This is a genomic window from Pelagerythrobacter aerophilus, from assembly GCF_003581645.1.
Lineage (GTDB): Bacteria > Pseudomonadota > Alphaproteobacteria > Sphingomonadales > Sphingomonadaceae > Pelagerythrobacter > Pelagerythrobacter aerophilus.
This window is the reverse complement of record NZ_QXFK01000018.1, coordinates 465,412-489,368: the sequence shown is the minus strand read 5'-3', so window position 1 is coordinate 489,368 and position 23,957 is coordinate 465,412. Positions and strand designations below refer to the sequence as shown.

Genomic DNA, 23,957 nt, shown 5'->3' with positions numbered 1-23,957 from the left:
CGGTGCGGCTGGCGTGCGATGCATAAGGCTCGGGTGTAACCCCTCAAGGAGCCGGAAGCCTCGCTCCCTTCCGCCGGAAGCCGGGATATGGATGTTCGCGGTGTCCACGCGCTGCCCTTGCGAACCCGGCGATCAACCCCGGGTCTCCCGGCAGCCGGCACACCGCGCGCTGGCGTGGCGGATCAGCCACGGGGCACGGGCGGACTTTTGGCGAGTCCCGGCCGTCTGCGCCCGCCGTTCCCGGACCGCAGGGATCGAACCGGGCCCCACCGCGGCGGCGGCGGGCAAGCGGATCGCGTGCGGCGAACCTCACGCCGCGGCGCATCCGTCGGTCGTTCGCAAGCAAACCGCCACCGCCCGACCCCGCGCGCATGCCTCCTGGCATGCCGCACCGGCCGCGCGATCCGAGTTACCAGGCGTTACGCATCCGGGTTCGCCGCCGGAGGATCTTTCGTGGGTGCGGTGGGTGCGTTCCCCATGTCAGGCGATCCACAGTCTCAGTATCCAGGCCACCACGCCGAGCACCGCGACGCTGGCGAGCCAGATCGCCGCGAGCCATGCGAGTCGCTGCCACAGCGGCTTCCGCTCGGCCTCGCGACCGGCCTCATCCATCAGTGATAACCTTCGTGGCCCACCTTGCCGCGGAAGACCCAGTAGGCCCAGCCGGTGTAGGCGATGATCAGCGGCATGGTGATGCCGACCCCGATCAGCATGAAGATCTGGCTGCTCTCGGGCGCGGCCGCGTCCCAGATCGTCACCTGATCGGGCACGATGTAGGGGAACATCGACACGCCGAGCCCCGCCATGCCGAGGAAGAACAGCGCGAGTGAGAGCCAGAACGGCGCAGCTTCCCAACCCTTGGCGAGGCCGCGGAACAGCAGGAAGGCGATGATCGCGGTCAGCAGCGGCACGTTGGCCGCGAACAGCACGCTCGGCATCGAGAACCAGCGGTCGAAATACTGCGCCTCGAGAAACACGGTATAGACGCTGACCGCGGCCAGCAGCGCCAGCGTCGCGATCGCCGCGCGGAACGCCATGCGGCGGGCGTGGTCCTGCGCCGGGCCCTCGAGCTTCCAGATCAGCCAGGTGCTGCCGAGCAGCGCGTAGCCGGCGACCGTGCCCAGGCCGGTCAGCAGCGTATAGGGCGTCAGCCAGTCCCACCAGCTTCCGGCATAGGCGCGGTCCGCGACCTCGATCCCCTGCAGCAACGCGCCGAGCACCATGCCCTGGGTCAGCGCGGCGACGAACGAGCCGACCGCGAAGGCGAGGTCCCACAGCGCGCGGTGCCCGGGATCGCGCCAGCGGAACTCGAACGCCACCCCGCGGAACACGAGGCCCAGCAGCATGGCGATGATCAGCGGATAGGTCGCCGGCAGCACGATCGCGTAGGCGAGCGGGAAGGCCGCGAGCAGGCCGCCGCCGCCGAGCACCAGCCAGGTCTCGTTTCCGTCCCACACCGGCGCGATCGAGTTCATCGCGCTGTCGCGCTCCTCGCCCACGGTGAAGCCGGGGAAGAGAATGCCGATCCCGAGATCGAACCCGTCCATCACCACGTAGGCGAAGACCGCGAAGGCGATGATGAAGGCCCAGATGAGCGACAGGTCGATCATGCCTCGTCCTCTCCGTCCGGAATGGTCTCGCGCCTGCCGGGATTCTGCGTCGGCCCCGGGGTGATGCCGGAAGTACGGATCGGCCCTTTCTCGCCGTGCTTGACGCCGCGCTCGCCGGGCATGGGCGACTTGCTCATCAGCCTGAGGATATACCAGGTCCCCGCTCCGAACACCGCGAAGTAGACGACGATGAACGCCACCAGTGACGTGGCTACGGCCGGCGCGGCGAGCGGGCTGGCGCTGTCGGCGGTGCGCAGCAGGCCGTAGATCGTCCACGGCTGCCGCCCGACCTCGGTGGTGATCCATCCGGCGAGCACCGCGGCAAAGCCGGAAGGGCCCATGACCAGCGCCGCGCGGTGGAGCCAGCGCCAGTCGTAGAGCTTGCGGCGCGCCCGCGCCAGCAGGCTCCACAGCCCGAGCCCGAGCATCGCCAGGCCGATCCCGACCATCACCCGGAACGACCAGAACACGACCTCCACCGGCGGCCGGTTCTCCTCCGGAATCGTGTCGAGCCCGGCGAGCGGGGCGTTCAGGTCGTGCTTGAGGATCAGCGAGGAGGCCTTGGGAATCTCGACCGCATAGTGGACCGTCTCTTCCTCGCTGTCCGGAATGCCGAACAGGATCAGCGGCGCGCCGTCGGGGTGGCTTTCGAAATGCCCCTCCATTGCCATGACCTTGGCCGGCTGGTGCTCGAGCGTGTTGAGCCCGTGCAGGTCGCCCGCGAGGATCTGGATCGGCGCGACGATCGCGGCCATCCACATCGCCATCGAGAACATCGTTCGGGCGTGCGGATTGGTGCGGTCCTTGAGCAGGTGCCAGGCGCCGACCCCGCCGACCGCGAACGCGGTGGTCAGATAGGCCGCGATCACCGTGTGGACGAGGCGGTAGGGGAAGCTCGGGTTGAAGACGATGTCCCACCAGCTCCCGCCCGGCAGAAACTGCCCGTTGTCCCCCATCACGAACCCGGTCGGCGTCTGCATCCACGAGTTGACGCTGAGGATCCAGAACGCCGAAACGAAGGTGCCGAGCGCGACCATGCAGGTCGCCGCGAAGTGCAGCTTGCGCCCGACCTTCTCCATCCCGAACAGCATAACGCCGAGGAACCCGGCTTCGAGGAAGAAGGCGGTCAATACCTCGTAGGCCATCAGCGGCCCGATCACCGGCCCTGCGCGGTCGGAGAACACCGCCCAGTTGGTGCCGAACTGGTAGGACAGCACGATGCCCGAGACGACGCCCATCGCGAAAGTGACGGCGAAGATCTTCAGCCAGTACTTGAACAGGTCGTGATAGCGCTGCTCGCCCGTCTTGAGCCACAGCCCTTCGAGCACCGCGAGATAGCTCGCGAGCCCGATCGAGAACGCCGGAAAGAAGAAGTGGAAGCTCACCGTGAAGGCGAACTGGATCCGCGCGAGGAGGATGGCGTCGAGGTCCTGCAACATCGCGGCTGAAAGCCTAGCCGAGATCGCAGCCCGCGTATATCGCCATTCGGGGAAACAACGGTTGCGCGCCGTGCAACTTAGCACACGGCGGTGTTCAGCCGGTGACCACCCGCTCTCGCAACCAGTCCGCTAGTTCGTCCTCGTCGAGTTTGCCCGCCGCAAGTGTCTGAACCGCGCGAATGGCATCTTCCGCCGAGAAGGCGATCTCGACCCCGTTCAGCCTCAGGAACAGGCGCGCCATGACCCAGGCCGTGCGCTTGTTGCCGTCGGCAAAGGGATGGTTGCGCGCGATGCCGAAAGGATAAGCTGCAGCGAGGCGGGCGCGATCGTCCTCACCATAAGTCCAGCGATTGACCGGACGTGCGAGGGCAGAGTCAAGCGCCCCGCGGTCGCGCAGGCCGTGCCCGCCACCGTGTTCCGCGAGCTGCCGGTCATGAATCGCAAGCGCGATCTCGCTGTCGAGCCAGACCGGCTCCGCGCGTTCTCCGCCCATCTCGTGTCCCTATTTGGCGAGGACCCGCAGGATATCACGATCTTCGCGCATGATCGCTTCAGCTGCTTCCATTTTGGATGCGAAATCGGGGTCAGCTGCGGTCAGGCGAACGCCATCGGGTGCTTCGGTCAGAAACAGCGCGTCGCCCACGCCAGCGCGGAGGCGTGCCAGCACCTCCTTCGGCAGGATGATCCCGGCGGAATTGCCGATGCGGGTGATCTTGAGCGTCGCGTTCATACTCGTGTTATAACGCCTGTTGCACGGAATCGCAATTCACTGCGCTCACACGGAAAACACTTGCGGCGACCCGCGTAATCCTCACATCCTTCCTGCGATGTTGCGTCAGTACGAACTAGTGGAACGGGTCAAGGGGTACGACCCCGACGCCGACGAGGCGTTGCTCAACCGCGCCTATGTCTACACCGTGCAGAAGCACGGCACGCAGAAGCGGGCCAGCGGCGATCCCTATTTCAGTCACCCGGTCGAGGTCGCCGGGCTGATGACCGACCTGCAGCTCGATCAGGAGACGATCGTCACCGCGCTGCTCCACGACACGGTGGAGGACACGCTGGCGACGATCGAGGACGTCGAGGAGAACTTCGGGCCCGACGTCGCGCGGCTGGTCGACGGCGTGACCAAGCTCTCCAAGATCGAGGCCATGCCCGAGAACGAGCGGGCGGCCGAGAACCTGCGCAAGTTCCTGCTGGCGATGAGCGAGGACATCCGCGTGCTGCTGGTCAAGCTCGGCGACCGGCTGCACAACATGCGCACGCTCCATTTCATCAAGAGCCCGGAGAAGCGCCGCCGGATCGCGCGCGAGACGATGGATATCTACGCCCCGCTGGCCGAGCGGGTGGGCATGTACGAATACATGCGCGAGATGCAGCTCCTCGCCTTCGAGCAGCTCGAGCCCGAAGCCTACCGCACGATCACCGGCCGGCTGGAGGAAATCCGCAAGCAGGGCGGCGGGCAGGTCGATGCGATCGCGCTGGCGATCAAGCAGGCGCTGGCCGAAGCGGGGCTCAAGGTCGAGGTCTCGGGCCGCGAGAAGCATCCCTATTCGATCTGGCGCAAGATGGCCGAGCGCCACATGCCGTTCGAGCAGGTCAGCGACATCATGGCCTTCCGCGTGATCTGCGAGAGCGAGGCCGACTGCTACGCCGCGATGGGTGTGCTGCACACGACCTGGCAGTTCATCCCCGGGCGGTTCAAGGACTATATCTCGACGCCCAAGACCAACGGCTACCGCTCGATCCACACCTCGCTGATCTACGAGAACTCGATGCGGGTCGAGGTGCAGATCCGCACGCGCGAGATGCACCGGACCAACGAGTTCGGCCTCGCCGCGCACTGGGCCTACAAGCAGGCGGACCGGCCCGACGGGCAGGTCGGCTGGCTGCGCGACCTGATCGAGATCGTCGACGCCAGCCACGATGCCGAGGAACTGCTCGAGCATACGCGCATGGCGATCTACCAGGATCGCATCTTCGCCTTCACGCCCAAGGGTGCGCTGTTCCAGCTTCCGATCGGCGCGACCCCGGTCGATTTCGCTTTCGGGGTCCATACCGATCTCGGCGCCCAAACCGTCGGCGCGAAGATCAACGGCCGCCACGTTCCGCTGCGCACGCAGCTCGAGAACGGCGACGTGGTCGAGATCATCAAGAGCAAGAATGCCGAACCGCAGCTCTCGTGGCTCGGCTTCGTCGTGACCGGCAAGGCGCGTGCCGCGGTCCGCCGCGCGGTGCGCCTCAAGGAGCGGGCCGAAGTGGCGGAGATCGGCAGCAAGCTGTTCGACGAGATCGCCGCGCGCGTACCGGCCAAGATCGGCAAGAAGGCGATCCGCGACGCCGTCGCCCGGCTCGAGCTGGAGGACGAGGAAGACCTGATGTACGCGATCGGCGCGGCCAAGCTCGACGACCGCGAGGTGATGGAGGCGCTGGTCCCCGGCTCGACCGCCAAGATCGCCGAGACCGAGTGGCCGGCGCGGGAGCGGGTCATCTCCATCCGCGGCCTCACGCCGGGGGTCGGCTTCCAGCTCGCCAAGTGCTGCCATCCGGTTCCGGGCGACCGCATCGTCGGCCTGCGCAAACCGGGCGAGGGGGTGGAGGTTCACGCGATCGACTGCCTCGAGCTGGCGAGCGGGATCGACTCCGACTGGCTCGACCTGTCGTGGGGCCAGCGTTCGCAGGGTGCGGTGGGCCGGCTGCGGGTGATCCTCTACGACCGGCCCGGCACGCTGGCCGACATGGCGGCGATCTTCGCGCAGAACCTCGCCAACGTCGTCGCACTCGACCAGACGCAGCGCGACAGCCCGTTCCAGACCTACGAGCTCGATCTGGAAGTGCAGGACCTCGCGCACCTCACCCGCATCATCAGCGCCCTGCGTGCCAGCGATGCGGTCGCCCAGGCGGAGCGCATCTGATGGCGGGCGTGATCGGCATCGACCACGTGCAGGTCTCCATGCCCGTGGGGGAGGAGCCGACGGCGCGCGCGTTCTACGCTGGAATCCTCGGGCTCGAAGAAGTGCCCAAGCCCGCGCACCTCGCGGTGAGCGGGGGCTGCTGGTTCGTGGGCGGCGGCGCGAACATTCACTTGGGCGTCGAACGCGATTTCCGCCCGGCGCACAAGGCGCATCCCGCGCTGCTGGTGGACGATCTGGAGAGCTTTGCCGCCCGGCTCGAAACCGCCGGAGTGGCCTTCACTCCGGGCAAACCGCTCGAGGGCTACGTCCGCGGCGACATCGTCGATCCGTTCGGCAACCGTATCGAACTGATGCAGCGGCTCTAGCCGCCGTCCGCCACGCGCCGCACCGGCACCGGCGCATTGCAGACGTCGATTCCGCGCGCGGGCGTGATGAAGAACGGATCGCGCCGGTTCGTCCGTGCCTGGACATAGCGCTCGAAAGTGGCGCCCTCGGTCGAGAGATATTCGAACCGCGGCCGCTCGCTTTCGGGAAGGTCGCTGGCAACGCGGATCGAGATGATCGGCACGTTCTGCGCCGGATCCTCGTAGAAACCGAGCGGCCCCGTGCCGCGCGGCAGGCTGGACAGGTGCTCGATCCCTTCGACCACGCGCCCGACCACCGCGATGTTGCGGTCCAGATGGCGCGGCGCATGGCCGATCACCGTGTAGAGTTCGGCGCCCGAGCCGGTATCGGGGGAATAGCCACGGCCGACGCCGACCATGCCGTAGCAGTGGACGGGCCACGCGTTCCCGTCCCTCGTCGCCAGCGGCCACCCGGCCTCGTAGAATGCCATGTCGGAATAGGGGTCCGACATGATCACGACCCTCTGCCGCGGGCGGGTTTGGCCGAAGGGCACGACGTAGTCGGCTTCCTTCATTGTCCGCAGCCCGGCGGGCAGTGGTTTCGCGGCGGACTCGTCCTCCGCATTCGGATCGCCCCACTGGACCACGTAGTTGTCCTGCACGCGGGTGACGGCGATCCCGTCGTACCAGCGTTCGCGGGCGAGCGTGCGGATGTTCCCGACCCATCCCTCGCCGTAGGGCGCGGGCATCAACTGGATGACGACCTCCCGCGGATCGCCGTCCGCATCGGGAGCGAGCGTCATCACCAGCAGGTCTTCGGGCGCGATCCGGACCCACTCGGACTCTGGCGCCGCGGCCACGATCTCACCGGGACTGAGCGGGGTTGCCGCTTCCTCCTGGCCGGCCGTGGGCACCGGCGTCGGGGGAACGATCGAGGGGGCGAGTGCGAGCTCGGCTGCGGCGAGCGCAAGAACGACGGTGTTCATGGATCGAGCTTGCCAGCCGCGGGGCCCAAGGAAAAGCCCCTTTCCACGCGTTTTGGAGGGCGGAAAGGGGCTCCTGGAGGCAACGTTCGCAGGGAATGCCGATCCGCGCAGCGCCGCCACCGGCACCCTGCTTATCACAAGTCCGCGCCGCCCGGGAGCGCCTTTTCACGCCCCATCCCGCAGCCGCTCCGCCCCACATGAAGCCTACGCCTTGCGCCGGCCCCGATCCCCCGCTAGGTGCGCGCGTCTGCCAGGAACAGGCATGCGGAGCGGTGGCCGAGTGGTCGAAGGCGCACGCCTGGAAAGTGTGTATACGGCAACCCCGTATCGAGGGTTCGAATCCCTCCCGCTCCGCCATTTTGCTTTCTTCGCCGGGTGACGTCGGCCGTTGTCGTCTTGGCGGCGTTTTGGGCCAGTGCGCTCCGTCCAGCTTCCGATCTTGCCGTTGCAGCTATTCGATTACATGCTGTTGAAGGACAGACTGCGGGGCCGTTCGAAGCGAGGAAAACCGATGTCGACACTGCTCTATGACCTCAGCGTACCGACCTTCCTTCAGACCGTAAGGGCCATCAAAGGTTTCCTCGACCGTGCGGCGATTCATTGTGCGGAGACGAGTATCGATCCCGATAGCTTCGTGAACGCCCGCCTGTTCGACGACATGGCCCCCTTCCATTTTCAGATTGAAGCGGCGTGGCATCACTCGGTGTGGGGCGTAGAAGCCCTGAAGACCGGCGTGTTCGCTCCGCCTGCCTTGGTCGGGCCAGTCCCGTTCGCCGATTTGCAGGCCATGATCGGCAAGGCGGAAGCGGCGCTGGAAGCGTTCACTCCCGACGAGGTCAACGGATGGGCGGGCAAGGACCTGGACCTTCAGATTGGCCCGCGGATGCTGGCGTTCACCTCGGAGACTTTCATCCTCTCGTTCTCGCTGCCCAACTTTCATTTCCACGCCGTGACCGCCTACGACATCCTGCGTTCGCGTGGCGTCCCGCTGGGTAAGCGCGATTACGAGGGACGGCTGCGCACGAGATCGGCCTGAGGCAGACGTTTTCCGGCCGCGCTGTGCGGTCGCTCTGCATTGCAGGGTTCCGGGGATGCCTGGCTGCAGCGAAATTACATGCGATAAATTGGTCGGGTTCTGCTTACAGTTTCGTCTTGGTCACGAGGAGGTCGAACACTTCCATGCCGAGTTTGTCTGAAATGATGGCGAAGGCGCGCAGCGCGGCGATGCGGCGGGGCGTATCGCGCGAGGACGCGGAAGACTGCGTGCAGGAAGCATACCTGAAGATCGATCAGTACGAGCGGCGCCATGTCGTGCGCTCGAAAGAAGCCTTGCTCGTGCGGGCGGCCGTAAATCTCGCTATCGACAAGGTGCGCCGGTCTCGCCGTACGAGCTTTCGTGAGAATGACGAATTGCAATCCATCGCCGATACGACTCCCGGGCCGGCGCAGATCGTCGAGCAGCAGATCCGTCTCCTCCACGCCGCAGAGGGTATCGACAAGCTGCCCCACCGCACGCGCCGCATTCTGCTCATGCGGCGGCTGGACAACCTCCCTTATGCGGAGATCGCGCGGCGCGAGTCCATGACCGTCGCCGCTGTTGAAAAGCAGGTCGCGCGGGCGACGCTGCAACTCGTGCAATGGATGAAAGACTGGTGAGCGGCGCTTCCACCTTCCCGTCACCCCCCTCTCGAGCAGAGGCCGAGGCTGCCGCCTGGATTGCGCGGCTGCAATCGGATTCCTGCTCCGAGGCGGTTCATGCCGGTCTGCGAGCCTGGCTCGACGCCGACGAGGGCAATCGCGAGGCTTTCGAACGCGCAACCGAAGTTTGGGAGCTGATCCCCGGGGCGGCGCTGATGGCTGAAGCGGATCCCCCGTTCAACGCGGTACAGCACGGGAATGACGTGCGATCGGCGGCCGAAAGGCGTCCGAGCCGCCCGCGCAGCGTTGCGCTGCTCGCGGCCTGTCTCGTTCTCTTTGTCTCCGCTTTGGTCCTGATCGGGCAAGCCAATCGGCCGCAGACGTTCTCGGTGCCGGTCGGCGAGCAACGGGTGGCCACTCTGGACGACGGCACAAGGGTTTCGCTCAACACGGGCAGCGATCTGTCCGTCGACTACCGCGAGGACGTGCGCGAAGTGCAGCTCAAGGGCGAAGCCTTCTTCGAAGTCCAGCACGAATCCGACCGCCCCTTCGTGGTGATCGCTGGCGACGAGCGGATCGTCGCGCTCGGCACCAGTTTCGTGGTCAGGCACCTTGCCGACAGCGTCAGCGTTACGCTGATCGAGGGCAGCGTAGCCATTTCCAGCACCGAAAACGGGAAGCACAAGCCCATTGTGCTCGATCCGGGCCAACGCTGGTCGGTCTCCGCCGCGGCACCGCCGCGCGTCGACGCGCCGGCGCTCGCCGCTGCGACGGCGTGGAGGGAAGGCAAGACTGTGTTCGACGACACGACCCTGGCTGAGGCGACGGCGGAAATGAACCGCTATGGCGGCGCGCAGATCACGCTATCGGACCCCGGCCTCGCGAGCCTGCGTGTCTCCGGCGCATTCAATACCCGCGAGCCGGTGGCCTTTGCGCACGCAGTGGCAGCGCTGCACGGGCTCCAAGCCGTCCGCGAGGGGGAAAATGTGGAGCTTCGAAGAGACCGCAACGCCGCGGGGATGTAATATTTTGCAGTTCGATGTCGGTTTTGGGGCCTCCGTGCGTCTGCTTCATAGGGAGACGAAGTAGCATTTCATTTCGGGGGGCACATGGGATCGAAGATGATTGCTCTGGGGGGCGCGGCATCCTGCCTTGCACTCGCGATTGCCAATCCGGTGCAGGCGAAGCCGGCGACAGGACAGGTTGCGCAAGATAAATATCGCTTCGATCTTCCAGCGCAGCCCTTGGCCGACTCCCTCCTCGCCGTCGCCCAGCATAGCGGCGCCAACATCGTCTTCGACAAAGCTGAAATCGGCGAACGCCGCGCTCCTGCGCTGAAGGGCGAGTTCAATGCCGAGGCCGCGCTGCGGCGGCTTGTCGCATCGACCGGCCTGGCGATCCGCACGACACCGAGCGGAGCTTTCATAGTGGGCGGCGCGAGCGGGCCGGCCAGCACCCGACCGGTATCCGCCGCGCAGGGCGAGCAGGGCCAGCTCGATGGGCAGGTCGTCAAGGCCGACAGCGGCCGCAATGTCGCCGGTGCGCTCGTCAAGATCCTCGAGACCGGCGCCGAAACCCGCTCGGACGAACTGGGCGAATTCCGGTTTCCATCCGTACGGCCGGGCGAATACACGTTGGAAGTCTCCTTTCTCGGCTATCGCCCGGTAAGGCAGCTCGTCACTGTCGATCCTGGGGGAACCAGCTTGGCGATAGTGACGATCAGCGCCACCGCGCAGGCGGATAGCCAGATCGTCGTCTATGGCTCACGCAGTGCGCGCGCCATCGCCCTCAATCTGCAGCGAACGGCGGAAAACAACTCCGATGTCCTCGCCGCCGACGATCTCGGCAACTTCACCGGTACCACCATTTCCGAAGCGCTCCGCCGCGCCCCGGGTGTCGCATTTCAGCGCAATGCAGTGACCGGCGACGGCACCAATGTGATTGTGCGCGGGTTGGAACCGGACATGAACGCGGTCAAGCTCAACGGTCTCAACCTGCCGGTGGGCAGCGGCCTTGGTCGGTCTGCCGACTTGTCAAACCTGCTCGCCGATTCCGTCGGCCGTATCACGATCCACAAATCGCTACTGCCCAGCCAGGACAGCTCCGGCACGGGCGGGCTGATCGAGATCGAGACGCTCTCCCCCCTCGACCGGCCGCACCGTTACGTCAATCTGCTCGTCGAAGGCGGCATGACGCCAAAGGATTTCGGCGACGACTTTCTCGCCTCAGGGACGGTCGCGGGGACCTTCGGCGCGAGCGAGAACTTTGGCCTGAGCGCCTCGGTCCAGTACCGCAATCATGGCAATCGCACGATCGGCTACGACGTGGGCGGCAATGGCGGCAATCTTAATTTCGGCCGCACGTTGCCGCTAGACGCGAGCGGCAATCCGGTGACCGAGGCCGACGCTGTCGATCCGCTGCTGATCTTTCCCTTCGTCGAAGGGGAGGACCAAGCCTATCCCAACGGGCTGCGGACCAATTTCTATCACGTCCAGACGGAAAACATCGCCGCCACGCTTTCGGCCGAATGGCAGATCGCGAGCCATACCAACCTCAAGGTGGACTTCCAGCACTCGGAATCGACATCCGATTTCTTCTCGCTGTCGGACACGTTTTCGACCGGCGCCGAATATGGTGTGCTGCCTAGCGGTATCCCAAACGCCGAGCTCGCCCTCGATCTCGCGCCGGGAAACGCCGCCATCTCGCGGTCACAGACGTACAGCTACGACCCCGACGTGAAGCAGGTGACCGACACCTATAGCTTCACCGGCAAGACCACTCTCGGCGCGTTCGAAATCAAGTATCTCGCGGGCTATGCGCGGGGCACCGAAACCCATCCGAGCACCTTCGACCTGCAATTGCGCATGCCGGAAAGCGACGCGAGCGCGGACCTGTTTCTGCCCGAGGCGGTCGATCCCGATACCGGGCGGATACTCACCGGCTTTGGCACTCGAAGTGGAAACGGCATTCCGCTGCCGCTGCTGAGCGACGCGGGTTGGGCGCTGGTCAACGATCCGAGCGCTTTCGTCATCGAGAACGCCAGTGGCCTGATCGACACCTCGAGCGGCAGCAACGACCGCTACACGGCCAATGGCAGCGTCCGCTGGAATGCGGGCACTGGCTTCCTGAACTATGTCGAGCTTGGCGCTTCTTACGAACTGGCCGAATTTCGCGACGACCATGTTCGCACGCAGATCGGCGGTGGGCTGCCGGTCTCCGCACTGGGCCTCGATTTCACCCCATCGAATCTGACCCGCATCGGCATCGACGTACCGGGCTTTTCGACTATCGGCGAACGGGAGGTGCGCGATTTCGTAGCCGATCTCGAAAGTCTCGCCGCCGGCAGTTCGGGGCTCACGCTCACGCCGATCGAACCTCATCCGGACCAAGGTGAACAGAACACGAAAGAGGCCAATTTCGCCGCCTATATTCAGACCCGGATCGATATCGGCAAACTCGAGATTATCGGCGGCGTGCGCTACAATCGCACCAAGCTGGAAGCGACCAATCTGAGCTTTCCGGTCTATACGGGCCCGATCCTGCCGGAAAACGGTGGCGGTGTTGGCGTGGACTTGATCTTCCAGAACGCGTTCACGCAATTGGTGACGGAGACCGCGGTAGCGGAAGATTTTCTGCCCCGCGTGCTGTTCAACTACCGGGCGACCGACAATCTGATATTCCGTGGCGGCTATTTCCTGTCGGTGGCGCGTCCTTCGATCGGCCAACTGTCGGCCGAGACCCGGGTTTCGTTCATCAACTTCCCGATCCCCGGGCCCGAGGGGGTGAAGCCGATCCTGCAGATAAACAGCGGCAATCCCAATCTGAAGCCGGCCACGACGCACAATTTCGATATAAGCGCCGAGCTCTATTCGGGCGTGGGCATCTTCAAGCTGGGCGCGTTCTACAAGCGGATCGACAACCTGCTGCAGACCAACATCACCAACGGTCCGGCAACGCTGGCGGCGGTGACGCTACCCGACCATCCCTATTTCAATGGTCCGCCCTATTTCGATCCCGACAATCCGAGCTCGGTGTTCATCACCGGCGGCAGCCCGGTGAACAGCGACGAGGTGGCGGAGCTCTGGGGTATCGAGGCTCATGCCGAGCGCCGCTTCGATTTCCTGCCCGGTCTGTGGGGCGGTTTCGGCGTCTATCTGAATTATACCTTCACGGACAGCTCTCGGACCGATCGCTACAATTGGGCCTACGATCCCGATCCCGACCACGTCTACGAGTTCGATGATCTGCCCTTCTCGCAGCAACCGAAACACTCGGGCACGGCGGCGCTAACCTACAACAAGTACGACATCGATGCGACGCTAACCTACGGTTATCAGTCGCGCGCGCTACTGGACTTCCGGCCGCGCGGGCTAGGCGTCTATACCGAAAGCGTCGAAACCCTCGACTTGCGCGCCGAGTACTATCTGCGCCCCGATTTCGGCAACATCCGCATCTTTTTCGAAGCGAGCGATCTGCTCAACGATACCTCGGACCCCGATCTCGAAACCACTTTCGGCGGACAAGACGGCGCGCCGAAATTCTACACGCGCGCGACCTATCTTGGGGGGCGCAGCTTCAAGGTCGGTCTCTCGGCGACCTTCTAAACCGAATTCCCAGCTTCGGCCGCTCGCCCAAGCGGCCGCCTCACCAACTTTGCGGAAGTTCACATGAACATTGTCAAATCCCTCGTCGCCTACGGTATATTTGCCGCAGTCCTGTCGGCTTCCACGGCAACCGCGCAGGAAGCCATCCCATTCGAGCACTTCACGCTCCCCAATGGCCTTCGGGTGGTGGTTCACGAAGACCACTCCACACCAAAGGTCGCGGTTGCCGTCTGGTACAACGTCGGGGCCATGAACGAGCCCGAGGGGCGCTCCGGCTTCGCCCATCTCTACGAACACCTGATGTTCAACGGGTCGGAAAATCACGATAGCGAATGGTTTCCTCCGCTCCAGGAAATCGGTGCTTCGAGCGTCAACGGCGCGACTTCGCTCGACCAGACCTACTACTACGAGATCGTGCCCACTGGAGGGTTGGAGCGGGTGCTCTGGCTGGAATCCGATCGCATGGGGCACATGCTGGGAGCGGTGACACAGGAGAAGCTCGACGAGCAACGCTCGGTTGTCCAGAACGAGAAGCGCACTTACGAAAACCGGCCCTACGGGCGGATGAACAACCGGGAAATGGCCGCGATCTTCCCGCTCGGGCATCCCTATCACGACTCGGTGATCGGCTCGATGGAGGACCTCAACGCCGCCTCGCTCGATGACGTGAAGGAATGGTTCCGCCAGTATTACGGCGCCGCCAATGCTGTCGTGGCCCTGTCGGGCGATATAACCGCCGAGCGGGGGCGCGAGCTCGTGAGCAAGTATTTCGGCGCCATCCCGGCAGGGCCGCCGACCGAGCGCATCGAGAAATGGGTGCCCGTGCTGACGGACGAGCGCAAGGACACGATGCTCGACGACGTGCCGCAGATCGCCATCTCGCGGGATTGGGTCGTGCCCGGCCGCGACATGCCCGAAAGCGCCGCCCTGCGCATGGCCGCGCATGTCCTCGGCAGGGGCAAGAACAGCCGCCTGTACGAGGCGCTGGTGAAGGACCGGCAGATCGCCACCTCGGCAAGCGCGAACTACACGTCGATGGCTGTGGCCGGCGTGTTCAGCATCAGCGTCCGGCTCAAGGAAGGAGCGGATCCCGAGCAGGCCAGGAGCGCGATAGCGGCCGTGGTGAGCGATTATCTTGCCGAGGGGCCTACCCTCGAGGAGATCGAGCAGGCCAAGACAACCGCCTATGCCGACACCGTCCGGGCGTTCGAATCGATCTATGTTCGCGCCATGGCTCTAGCGGACGGAATGATCTTCGCCGACGATCCAGGCAGGTACGCCGAGAGCGAGCGCGAGTTCGCCGCTGTGACAGCGGAAGCGGCGCATACGACGGCGAAAACCTGGCTCGGGAAACCATCCTACACGCTCACCGTCCTTCCCTACGGACGCTTCCAGACGGCGACTGAGACGGTCGATCGCAGCAAGTTGCCCGATCTCGCTCCTTCGCCGGAACTCACGATGCCGACGCTGGAACAGGCGACGTTGTCGAACGGGATCGAGGTCAACTTCATCCGCAAGGAAGGCACCAAGCTGGCCGAGTTCGCTATGGTCTTCGATGCCGGTTCTGCCGCGGAGCAGCACGCCTCGCGCGGTATCCTGAACTTCACCACCGGTCTGATGGATGAAGGCACGCAGAGCCTCACCGCGACCGAGTTTGCCGATCGTCAGGCAGAACTCGGTGCGCGGATAGCATCTTCGGGCAATAGCGACGAGACGAGCTTCCATCTTTCGAGCCTGACCCGCGAGCTCGACGAATCCGTCGGCCTCTGGGCAGACTATATCCGTAACCCCGGTTTCCGCAGCGAGGATATCGAGCGCGAGCGCGAGACGGCGCTGTCAGGCCTTTCGCAATCGCTCGTCAATCCGGATAGCATTGCCCAGCGAACGTTCCAGTATTTGATCTACGGCGAGGATCATGCGTACGGCACGATCCTTGCCGGCCGCGCCGACACGATCCGCTCTTTCACCCGCAAGGATCTGAACGCTTTTCACCAGACCTGGATCCGGCCGGACAACGCCACGATCTATGTCGCCGGCGACACCTCGCTCGAAGAGCTGACCGCGACACTGGAAGAGGCTTTCGGCGACTGGCAGCCGCCCGCAGCGCCCAAGGGCGCCAAGACGCTCGATACGATTTCCTATCCTGCGCAAAGCCGCGTTGTTCTGGTGGACAAACCAGGCGCCATACAATCAGTCATTCGCGTCGGTGAACTGATGCCCAGCGGCCTTGCGGAGGGCGCGTTCGAACTGAACTCCATGAACGACGTGTTGGGCGGCGGCTTCACCGCGCGGCTCAACATGAACCTGCGCGAGGACAAGGGCTGGACCTATGGCGCCAGCAGCTACATCAGCGGGAGTCGGGGCCCCCAGACCTTCGGTGTCGCCACCAGCGTGCAGACAGACCAGACAGCGGCGGCCATCGCAGAGATCCGGAGCGAGCTGAACCAGATCGGCGGTGATCGCCCTGCTACCGTGGATGAGCTGGCCCTGATTGCGAAAGGCGAAGTTCTCGCCCTTCCTGGGCGGCTGGAAACGAACCAGGCGTTGGTCAGCTATCTACGGTACGTCGATCGTTTCGAGCATCCTTACGAATGGTTGACCGGTCTGGCCGCCCAGTACGAGGCGCTAACGCCGGAAGTCGTGACGCGCACGGCCCTGACCGAACTCCGGCCTGATGCGATGACCTGGGTGGTCGTCGGCGACCTTTCGAAGATCGAACAGAACGTTCGTGACCTCGGCCTCGGACCGGTCGAAGTCTGGGATGCCGAAGGTCGCAAGCTGCGCTGATCCGGCGGGCTCGGTCCATCATATGATCCGAGCCGCCATTTCGGCTGCCCTCATTCGCAAGCTCCGGCCTCTGCACTGCGCATGAGGCATGGGGGAACTTGCTGTTTCGAGCGGGATCGACATTCGTCATGAAACCGTGTGGCACCGGTGAAGCCATTCGGATCGTTTGTTTGCAGCAGACATTCGCTACCAGTGGTCAACCGCATGCGAAGTTTTCGCCAGTGCGCCAACGTTTGACACGTCTCCAATTAGGATCATAATGTCTCAATTGTAGATATATTCTACATAATGAGCGCCTCTCGAACGCGGAGGACAGGTTCAGGCGGGAGGGGGCGTACCATCAAGATGAAAAAATTATCATCCAGGACCGCGCGCTTGTCTGCGGCCACACTGCTTCTCGCAACCATCGCGGGCTGTACGACGCCTGAGACCTTGCAGGATCCGACGGTCTACGATCTCGTGATCCGCAACGGGTCAATCTATGACGGCAGCGGCGACGCACCGTACCCCGGCGACCTGGCTGTCGAAGGCGATCGCATCGTGGCGATCGGGATGGTCCGCGGTCAGGGGCGCAAGGAGATCGACGCCGCCGGGAACGCGGTCGCCCCCGGCTTCATCAACATGCTGAGTTGGGCCAATCGCTCCCTGATCGAGGATGGCCGCGGTATGTCCGACATCCGCCAGGGGGTGACACTCGAAGTGTTCGGCGAAGGCTGGACCATGGGGCCGATCAATGACGCGATGCGTGAGGACCTCCAATCGCAGATCGGTGAAAGCGGCACCGTCGGCTGGACCACCTTGGGCGAGTATCTCGAATTCCTGGAAAGGAAAGGCGTTTCGCCCAACGTCGCAAGCTTCGTCGGTGCGACTACCGTGCGGATTCACGAACTTGGCGAACGGGACGTCGATCCCGATGCCGAACAGCTTGGCCGGATGCGCGCGCTCGTCCGCAATGCCATGGAAGAGGGGGCGATGGGGGTCGGATCCGCGCTGATCTATGCCCCCGGCAACTACGCCGAGACGCGCGAACTCGTTGCCCTGGCCGAAGAAGCGGGCCGCTGTGGCGGGATGTATATCAGCCATATGCGCTCCGAAGCCGACGATATCGGCAGCGCCATCGATGAGGTGATCACGATTGCGCGGGAAGGGAACCTTCCGGCGGAGATCTATCACCTCAAGCTTGCGGGAAAACGCAACTGGGGCCGGCTGCCCGAAATCGTGGCGCAGATAGAAGAGGCGCGTCGTTCGGGCGTCAGGCTTACCACCAACATGTATCTCTACACGGCGGGCGGAACCGGTCTGGATGCGGTGATTCCCCCTTGGGTGCAGGACGGGGGCCGCGACGCCATGGTCGAGCGGCTGAAGGATCCCGCAACCCGCGCCAGGGTGCTGAAGGAGATGCGCGCAACCGAAAGCGATTGGGAGAACCTCCTGCGCGCTGCCGGCGCCGAGGGTATTCTGCTGGTGAGTTCGGAGAGTCCCGCGCTGAAGCCGCTGATGGGCAAGACGCTGGCCGAGATCGCCACAATGCGCGGAAAGGGCGCGGAGGAGACTGCCATCGACCTCGTGCTTGAGGATGGCGAGATCGGCGCAATCTACTTCATGATGTCCGAAGACAACGTCGTCCGCCAGGCCAGCCTTCCGTATATGAGCTTCGGATCCGATGCGGCGGCTCCTGCCGCCGAGGGGGAAGTGCTGAACAGTGCGGCACATCCTCGGACCTATGGGAACTTCGCTCGGCTGCTCGGCAAATATGTGCGCGAGGAAAAGGCGGTGCCGCTGGCCCAGGCGATACGTGGGCTGACGTCCTTGCCGGCTTCGAATCTCGGCCTGCGCCAGCGCGGCAGCCTGACCGTCGGCAACTTTGCCGACATCGTGATCTTCGATCCGGCCACCATCGCCGATCACGCGACCTACGAGCAGCCGCACCAATATGCGACCGGCGTGACCGAGGTATTCATCAACGGCGTGCAGGTGCTGTCCGCTGGAGAACATACCGGTGCGAAGCCGGGGCGTGTCGTTCGAGGACCTGGATGGACCGGATGGCCTGATGGCGGTGCCTGCGAGGGCTGAATTGTCTTCGGTCTTTTCCAGCTGAGGCGGGAGCCATCTTCAGCTGATTTCTGCCGGCTGCGGCCAACGCAACAATGGGAAGGGGGCCTAGCATGCCTGCAACAAAGCTTTTTCTGGCGGTCGCGACCTTGCTCACGGCCATGCCGTTATCGGCGCAAGTCGCCGATGCCGACGAGTTCCTCGAATTTCCCATTGCGACGGAAGTAAGCGCATCCGATTCATCGGCCATCGCGTGGCTCGTGGCGCAAGGCGACGAGACTCACCTGATGTTCGCGCGGGCCCCGGACTTCAAGCCGGTCAAGCTCATTAGCCAGTCCGATGTCGCGGGGCAGCCGATCACAAGCATCTTCGCTTCACCAAGAGGCGATTACGTCGCCTACCAGACCGGTGTGCCGTTCAATGGCGCCGGGGACGCCTTCAACCCGGCGGACCTTCTCCAGGCGCCATCGGCGACGCTCTGGCTGATGAGCGTCCGGCCCGGCGCGAAGCCCATCGAAATCGGTGCCGGCTTCAGTCCCAAATTCTCGCCCGATGGCAAGCGAATGGTTTATCGCAAGGGGCGGGATCTGTGGTCGGTGGACCTTGAACAACCAACGGCGGAGCCGACGGTTCTGGTGCCCGGCGGTGGCGGGTTCAATCAGGGGATTTGGTCCCAGGACGGGCAGACGCTCTATTTCGTGCAGGATCGCGGCGGGTGGTCGTTCCTCGGCCAGTACACGTTGGGCGACGAGCAGGTGAAGTGGCTGGTCACCGGGCCCAATCGCCTGAGCTCTCCGGAAATCTCTCCCGACGGCCGGACGATCGCCTATTTGCGCTGGCCCGCTCGCCAACATACGATTTCCTATGACCTGACCGAGAATCAACCTTTCGCGGTCGAGACGGTCGACATCGCTTCGGGACAGGTGCGGACGCTTTACGAACCTGCCGGAAAAGCGGGGTCGCAATTATCGGACGACCCGGAAGGACATCTGCGCTGGGCCGACGACCGCAACATCGTCGTGCGGTCGGAGGAGGACGGCTGGGCGCGGCTTTATGCCATCCCCCGCGCCGGGGGACCTGCGCGCGCCCTGACACCGACGGGCTGCGAGGTAGCTGAAACCGAACTGGCCGTTGCAGACAGCCTCTTCGTCATTCACAATTGCGCCGATATCGACACGAGACAGCTGTCCCGGATCCAGGTCTCGACCGGGCGGGAGCAGGCGATTCCGAGCGCGGACATCGTGATGGGTCTTGCCCGTTCCACAGGCGACGGTCGTTACGTGGCGTTCACCGGCGGCGACGATGAAGATGCGCCGCTGCTGCGCGTGCTGGACCTGAATACAAACCAGCTCGCTCTTGCGGAAGAGCCGGAAAGCTACGGCTATTCCCACACATTCACCGCACCGCCGCCGCAGCTTGTGCGGATCAAGGCCAGCGACGGCGGAACGGTGCCGGGGCAACTGCTTCTCCCGGCGACGGAAGGCCCTCATCCAGCCATCGTCTACGTCCATGGTGGTCCGCCGCGGCAGATGTTTCCCGGTTTCCACTTCGCCAGCTATTACGCCAAGGATTTCGCTGTGAATCGGCGGATGGCGGAGCTCGGCTATGTCGTCGTCAGCATCAATTATCGCTCCGGCACCGGCTACGGGCGCGACTTCCGCGAGGCACCGGGCCGTGCATGGCGCGGCGCATCGGAATATGCCGATGTACTCGGCGCAGGGCGCTGGCTCCAACAGCGCGAGGACGTCGATCCCGAACGTATCGGCATTTGGGGTGGATCATACGGCGGGTTGCTTACCGCCCATGCTCTGGCGCGGGATTCAGACCTGTTTGCCGCGGGGGTCGCGCTTCACGGTGTGTTCGACTGGAGCTGGCCATCGCCCACGCCCGGTCACCAGAACCCCAGTTACATTTTCGGTGTAGGCGATGCCGATCGGCCGCTGGCGTTCGAATCCTCCCCACTAGCCGCGATCGACGACTGGACGTCGCCGGTCCTGCTGATCAGCGGCGATCGCGACATGAGCGTGGATGTCTTGGAAACGATCGATCTACACCAGAAACTGAGCGACAGGGGCGTCGATGTGCGCACGGTGCTCTTGCCCGGCGAAGCGCATGACATCATCCTCTATTCGAACTGGCAGAAGGTTTGGGACCAGAGCCGTCGCTTCTTTGAAGAGAAACTGGCGAAGTAGACGCTTGGCGAGGCATCCAATGGTCGGCAGCCAATGCTATCGCCAGTGGTCTTCTCTATTTCAGCCAAAAGCATCTTGCTAGGCCGCTTTGGTCCTGATCAGAGACCAGGAACTGGCGGGCTATAACGACATGATCAGAATACGATGTCGTGTGATGCCGACAGACAGCTGCGCCTTTCGTGAAAGATCGGCGTCGATGGTTCTGACTGTCCTCGCGAGGTTTACGATCTAGTCGAAGAGCTGGTTTGCCATAACTATTTCAACGAGAACATCGAACTTATGCCGAGTGGCCATTCCCCACGGCTGCTTTGCATCGCGTGGAGATAGGCCTCTAAAGCAATCGCACCAGAAGGCACCCACAGCGAATTGACATTCTCTAGATAGAGTGCAATTGTCCTAATCAAGACAATTTTCGCTAAAACATAAATGCATGGCGATTGATGACGTGGAGCACGCATCAGAGCGGGTGCCGCGATTGGAGAAGAGGTCTTGGTTGCTTCTCAACGAAGCAAGCGGAGTGGGGGATATGATGTATCAAAGGCAATTTACGCTCCGCAGTTTGCTATGCGGTTCGATTGCTAGCTTCGCACTTTTGGCAGGCGCACCAGCGCTTGCCCAGACGGTGAGCCCGGCGGAGCCGGATAGGAGCTCGCCGGAGGCTGATCCCGACGCGGACGCACGTCCCGAGACGATCGTCGTCACAGGGTCGCGGATCGAGCGAGCGGGTTTCGACCAGCCGACCCCTACTACCGTTGTCGGGGGCGCTGAGATCCAGCAGGCAGCACGGGTCAACCTGCAACAGGCTCTCAACGAATTGCCGCAGATCCGCAATTCCGTGGCGCCTTCGACCGCCACTGGCAACACTTCGAGCGGTACCGCACCGGTCGATCTGCGGGGCCTGGGTTCGGTACGTACCCTCACCTTGGTCAACGGCCGGCGGTTCGTCGGTGACAACAATCTCAACTTCGTGCCGACCAATCTTGTGAAGCGGATCGAGTTGGTCACCGGGGGCGCCTCCGCGGCGTGGGGCTCCGGTGCGGTCGCCGGCGTGGTGAACATCATTCTCGACGATGATCTCGATGGGCTGACGCTGGGTGCTCAGACGGGTTTTTCATCGCGCGGGGACGGCTTCCGCTATGGCTTTGATGCTTCCTACGGAACCGATTTCGCCGACGGCCGGGCCCATGTCATGATCGGCGGCGAGTATCTGAAAGACCGCGGTATCGATCCCGGCGGTCGGACCGACCGCCCGTGGCTTGGCGCCGGACTGGTGGACATTGGAAACGGGCAGTTGGAACTGCAGCCCGACGTCAACGACCTGGCGCCGATCACGCGAGAAGGAACGGTTCTTACCGGCCCCTTTGCCGGCCAGGTCTTCAACCCGGACGGCAGCTTGCGACCGTCCCGCGAGGCCGATTTCTTCAGCCTTTACGATTTGCTGTACGTCGCGAACCCATTGGAGCGGATTGGAACCTACGGCCGGGTGACCTTCGACATCGGGGGCGGGGCTACGGTCTGGGCCGATGCGATGTACGGCCGGTCCCGCACCAATCAACCATTCTTCCCCGATTTCTCTGCCCCGGTGTTCACGGTTTCGGCATCCAACCCGTTCCTCTCGCCGACGATCGCCGATGCGCTTGCCGCTAGCGGTGAAACAAGCCTGACGATCGGTCGCCTGCTAACCGACACCTTTTTCATGACGTTCGACTCCGACCGAGTGACCAAGGAAGGTGCCATCGGCATCGAAGGCTCGTTCGGAGACTCGTGGGAGTACGACGCGCATTTCAGCCATGGCGAGATCGATAGCGAATCGCGCTTCTTCAACTCGTCGATCCCCGACAATTTTGCCCGTGCAATCGACGCCACTTCGGTGAACGGCCAGATCGTGTGTTCGGTGAATGCCGATGTCGATCCGTCGAATGACGATCCGGCTTGCGTTCCATTCAATCCATTCGGCGATGGAGCGTCCTCGGCCGAAGCAAGGGACTACGTGAGTGGAACGCAGTTCTCCGGCAGCGTTACCAAGCTGGATTCGGCCGCAGCGCGGCTGCAGGGTGATCTGTTCTCTCTGTGGGCGGGGCCGCTCACCCTGGCTATGGGCGCCGAAGCGCGCTGGGAAGAACGGGCGGAGAGGATCGGCCCTCTCGATGAGGCCGGAGTTTTCGGCTTACCTGTGTTCAATGACCCGCTGGAAGGTGGTTTCAACGTCAAGGAAGGCTTTGCGGAAGTGCTCCTTCCATTGTGGAAGTCCGAGGGACTGGAGCTCGATGTAAATGGCGCGGCGCGCTATTCGGACTACAGCCTGAGTGGCGGCATCTGGTCGTGGAAGGTCGGAGGCACCGCACGGCTATTCAGGGACCTGCTCCTGCGTGCGACGCGGTCGCGCGATATTCGCGCGCCCAGCATCACCAACCTCTTCGCGGTCAACTCGATCAACGTCCGTCCCGTCGTCGACAACGACACGGAAGGACGCAACCACCCGGATTACAATCCCAATCCGCAAGCAACGATCTTCAGCGGCGGCAACCCCGACCTGGTTCCGGAGGTCAGTCAGAACTGGACAGTGGGGGCGAGCCTTTCGCCCAGCTTCCTGAGCGGCTTTAACCTCTCGGTCGATTACTACGACATCAAAATCGACAATGCGATCGCGACGCCGAGCGTATCGGACGTGACGGCTGCTTGCGTGCAGGGTGATGCCACCGCCTGCAACAGCGTTATTCGCGACGCTACCGGGACTATCGACACCATCTACGTAGTCGCGCAAAACATTGCCCGGTTCGAGACCAGCGGGGTAGATATCGAGGCTTCATACCGGACGCCGATGGCGGATTTCCTGGGTCTGCCGGGAAGCCTCAATGTCCGTGCCCTTGTGACCTATGTCCATGAGCTGGTGTTCCAGACTGGCTTCAACCGTCGCGATGTTGCCGGCGATGTCGGGGACTCGGTCGTCGACGGCCTGCCGAAGTGGCGTGGGATCCTGAGCGTCGGGTATGACGCTGACGACTTCGATATCGGCGCGCGCGCACGCTATGTGGGGGGCGGCAATTTCAACGACGAGCAAAACATCGTCAACGGCGATATCGACGCCCGCACCTATATCGATCTCAATGTCAGCTTCGATGTGATGGACAGCTTCACGTTCTACGGGAACGTGAGCAATCTCTTCGACGTCGAGCCGCCATTGGTGACCACCACGGGCAGCGCCCATTACGATAACATCGGACGATACTTCGCCGTGGGCGCGAAGGTCAGGTTCTGACCACATCCGGCCTGCGTCGGCGGCCCGGGCGAGGAAGATCACGAACAACGATGCGAAAAGGGAGTGCCCGGCGGCAGTCCCTTCCCATCCACAAGACAGCGGGAAAACACATGGCCGGAACTGTCGAACGA

The 23,957-nt window shown here is 63.7% G+C and carries 16 protein-coding genes and 1 tRNA gene; 11 read left to right on the top strand and 6 right to left on the bottom strand.

Annotated features, from left to right (window positions below):
* Nucleotides 1–480 precede the first annotated feature (480 nt).
* From D2V04_RS13000 to D2V04_RS12980, 5 genes are all read right to left on the bottom strand, one after another.
* Nucleotides 481–612 (bottom strand): DUF2474 domain-containing protein, encoded by a 132-nt coding sequence (locus D2V04_RS13000; protein WP_119514084.1) that lies wholly within the window; start codon nucleotides 610–612, stop codon nucleotides 481–483.
* Nucleotides 612–1,610: a cytochrome d ubiquinol oxidase subunit II gene (gene cydB / locus D2V04_RS12995; protein WP_119514083.1), complete on the bottom strand. Its 999-nt coding sequence runs from the start codon at nucleotides 1,608–1,610 to the stop codon at nucleotides 612–614. The genes D2V04_RS13000 and cydB overlap by 1 nt, the downstream gene beginning before the upstream one ends.
* Nucleotides 1,607–3,049 (bottom strand): cytochrome ubiquinol oxidase subunit I, encoded by a 1,443-nt coding sequence (locus D2V04_RS12990; RefSeq protein ID WP_119514082.1) that lies wholly within the window; start codon nucleotides 3,047–3,049, stop codon nucleotides 1,607–1,609. The genes cydB and D2V04_RS12990 overlap by 4 nt, the downstream gene beginning before the upstream one ends.
* A 94-nt stretch (nucleotides 3,050–3,143) precedes the next feature.
* Nucleotides 3,144–3,542, bottom strand: a complete 399-nt coding sequence (locus tag D2V04_RS12985; RefSeq protein WP_119514081.1) for a type II toxin-antitoxin system death-on-curing family toxin — start codon at nucleotides 3,540–3,542, stop codon at nucleotides 3,144–3,146.
* Between the two features lie 9 nt (nucleotides 3,543–3,551).
* Entirely contained in the window at nucleotides 3,552–3,779 is a 228-nt protein-coding gene (locus tag D2V04_RS12980; RefSeq protein ID WP_119514080.1) for an AbrB/MazE/SpoVT family DNA-binding domain-containing protein, read from the bottom strand.
* A 97-nt stretch (nucleotides 3,780–3,876) separates the two neighbouring features.
* On the opposite strand from D2V04_RS12980, the gene D2V04_RS12975 reads away from it, so the two are divergent.
* A complete protein-coding gene (locus D2V04_RS12975; RefSeq protein ID WP_119514079.1) occupies nucleotides 3,877–5,964 on the top strand; it encodes a RelA/SpoT family protein in 2,088 nt (695 codons plus the stop codon).
* Nucleotides 5,964–6,329: a VOC family protein gene (locus tag D2V04_RS12970; RefSeq protein WP_119514078.1), complete on the top strand. Its 366-nt coding sequence runs from the start codon at nucleotides 5,964–5,966 to the stop codon at nucleotides 6,327–6,329. Before D2V04_RS12975 ends, D2V04_RS12970 begins: the two co-directional genes overlap by 1 nt.
* Here the strand turns inward: D2V04_RS12970 and D2V04_RS12965 are convergent.
* Nucleotides 6,326–7,294 carry a peptidylprolyl isomerase gene (locus tag D2V04_RS12965; protein WP_119514077.1) on the bottom strand — a complete coding sequence of 323 codons (969 nt, stop codon included), beginning with the start codon at nucleotides 7,292–7,294 and terminating at the stop codon, nucleotides 6,326–6,328. The two genes, D2V04_RS12970 and D2V04_RS12965, sit on opposite strands and share 4 nt — an antisense overlap.
* A gap of 266 nt (nucleotides 7,295–7,560) precedes the next feature.
* Between D2V04_RS12965 and D2V04_RS12960 the strand changes: the two genes are divergently transcribed.
* The 9 genes from D2V04_RS12960 to D2V04_RS12920 all read left to right on the top strand — a co-directional run bounded on the left by D2V04_RS12960 (nucleotide 7,561) and on the right by D2V04_RS12920 (nucleotide 23,826).
* Nucleotides 7,561–7,651, top strand: a tRNA-Ser gene (locus D2V04_RS12960).
* 154 nt (nucleotides 7,652–7,805) lie between these two features.
* Complete coding sequence (locus D2V04_RS12955) at nucleotides 7,806–8,330, top strand: DUF1993 domain-containing protein (RefSeq protein WP_119514294.1); 525 nt, start codon at nucleotides 7,806–7,808, stop codon at nucleotides 8,328–8,330.
* Between the two features lie 164 nt (nucleotides 8,331–8,494).
* A complete protein-coding gene (locus D2V04_RS12950) occupies nucleotides 8,495–8,950 on the top strand; it encodes an RNA polymerase sigma factor (protein ID WP_228766431.1) in 456 nt (151 codons plus the stop codon).
* Nucleotides 8,947–9,957, top strand: a complete 1,011-nt coding sequence (locus D2V04_RS12945) for a FecR family protein (RefSeq protein ID WP_182849753.1) — start codon at nucleotides 8,947–8,949, stop codon at nucleotides 9,955–9,957. Before D2V04_RS12950 ends, D2V04_RS12945 begins: the two co-directional genes overlap by 4 nt.
* Nucleotides 9,958–10,053: 96 nt before the next feature.
* Nucleotides 10,054–13,536, top strand: coding sequence for a TonB-dependent receptor (locus D2V04_RS12940; RefSeq protein ID WP_182849752.1), 3,483 nt, complete (start codon nucleotides 10,054–10,056; stop codon nucleotides 13,534–13,536).
* A gap of 63 nt (nucleotides 13,537–13,599) precedes the next feature.
* Complete coding sequence (locus D2V04_RS12935; protein WP_119514073.1) at nucleotides 13,600–16,323, top strand: M16 family metallopeptidase; 2,724 nt, start codon at nucleotides 13,600–13,602, stop codon at nucleotides 16,321–16,323.
* Nucleotides 16,324–16,698: 375 nt separating this feature from the next.
* The gene (locus D2V04_RS12930; RefSeq protein WP_228766430.1) at nucleotides 16,699–18,396 is read left to right on the top strand and encodes an N-acyl-D-amino-acid deacylase family protein; all 1,698 of its coding nucleotides are present in this window, start codon (nucleotides 16,699–16,701) and stop codon (nucleotides 18,394–18,396) included.
* A gap of 92 nt (nucleotides 18,397–18,488) precedes the next feature.
* Nucleotides 18,489–20,567 (top strand): S9 family peptidase, encoded by a 2,079-nt coding sequence (locus D2V04_RS12925; RefSeq protein WP_182849751.1) that lies wholly within the window; start codon nucleotides 18,489–18,491, stop codon nucleotides 20,565–20,567.
* A gap of 430 nt (nucleotides 20,568–20,997) precedes the next feature.
* Nucleotides 20,998–23,826, top strand: a complete 2,829-nt coding sequence (locus D2V04_RS12920; protein ID WP_119514070.1) for a TonB-dependent receptor — start codon at nucleotides 20,998–21,000, stop codon at nucleotides 23,824–23,826.
* The last annotated feature ends 131 nt before the right edge of the window (nucleotides 23,827–23,957 follow it).

Coding starts and splice junctions, on each gene's coding strand:
- D2V04_RS12980 (WP_119514080.1), bottom strand. CDS start 3,779: ATGAACGCGACGCTCAAGATCACCCGCATCGGCAATTCCGCCGGGATC.
- D2V04_RS13000 (WP_119514084.1), bottom strand. CDS start 612: ATGGATGAGGCCGGTCGCGAGGCCGAGCGGAAGCCGCTGTGGCAGCGA.
- D2V04_RS12940 (WP_182849752.1), top strand. CDS start 10,054: ATGATTGCTCTGGGGGGCGCGGCATCCTGCCTTGCACTCGCGATTGCC.
- cydB (WP_119514083.1), bottom strand. CDS start 1,610: ATGATCGACCTGTCGCTCATCTGGGCCTTCATCATCGCCTTCGCGGTC.
- D2V04_RS12985 (WP_119514081.1), bottom strand. CDS start 3,542: ATGGGCGGAGAACGCGCGGAGCCGGTCTGGCTCGACAGCGAGATCGCG.
- D2V04_RS12925 (WP_182849751.1), top strand. CDS start 18,489: ATGCCTGCAACAAAGCTTTTTCTGGCGGTCGCGACCTTGCTCACGGCC.
- D2V04_RS12935 (WP_119514073.1), top strand. CDS start 13,600: ATGAACATTGTCAAATCCCTCGTCGCCTACGGTATATTTGCCGCAGTC.
- D2V04_RS12990 (WP_119514082.1), bottom strand. CDS start 3,049: ATGTTGCAGGACCTCGACGCCATCCTCCTCGCGCGGATCCAGTTCGCC.
- D2V04_RS12970 (WP_119514078.1), top strand. CDS start 5,964: ATGGCGGGCGTGATCGGCATCGACCACGTGCAGGTCTCCATGCCCGTG.
- D2V04_RS12955 (WP_119514294.1), top strand. CDS start 7,806: ATGTCGACACTGCTCTATGACCTCAGCGTACCGACCTTCCTTCAGACC.
- D2V04_RS12965 (WP_119514077.1), bottom strand. CDS start 7,294: ATGAACACCGTCGTTCTTGCGCTCGCCGCAGCCGAGCTCGCACTCGCC.
- D2V04_RS12975 (WP_119514079.1), top strand. CDS start 3,877: ATGTTGCGTCAGTACGAACTAGTGGAACGGGTCAAGGGGTACGACCCC.
- D2V04_RS12920 (WP_119514070.1), top strand. CDS start 20,998: ATGGCGATTGATGACGTGGAGCACGCATCAGAGCGGGTGCCGCGATTG.
- D2V04_RS12950 (WP_228766431.1), top strand. CDS start 8,495: ATGGCGAAGGCGCGCAGCGCGGCGATGCGGCGGGGCGTATCGCGCGAG.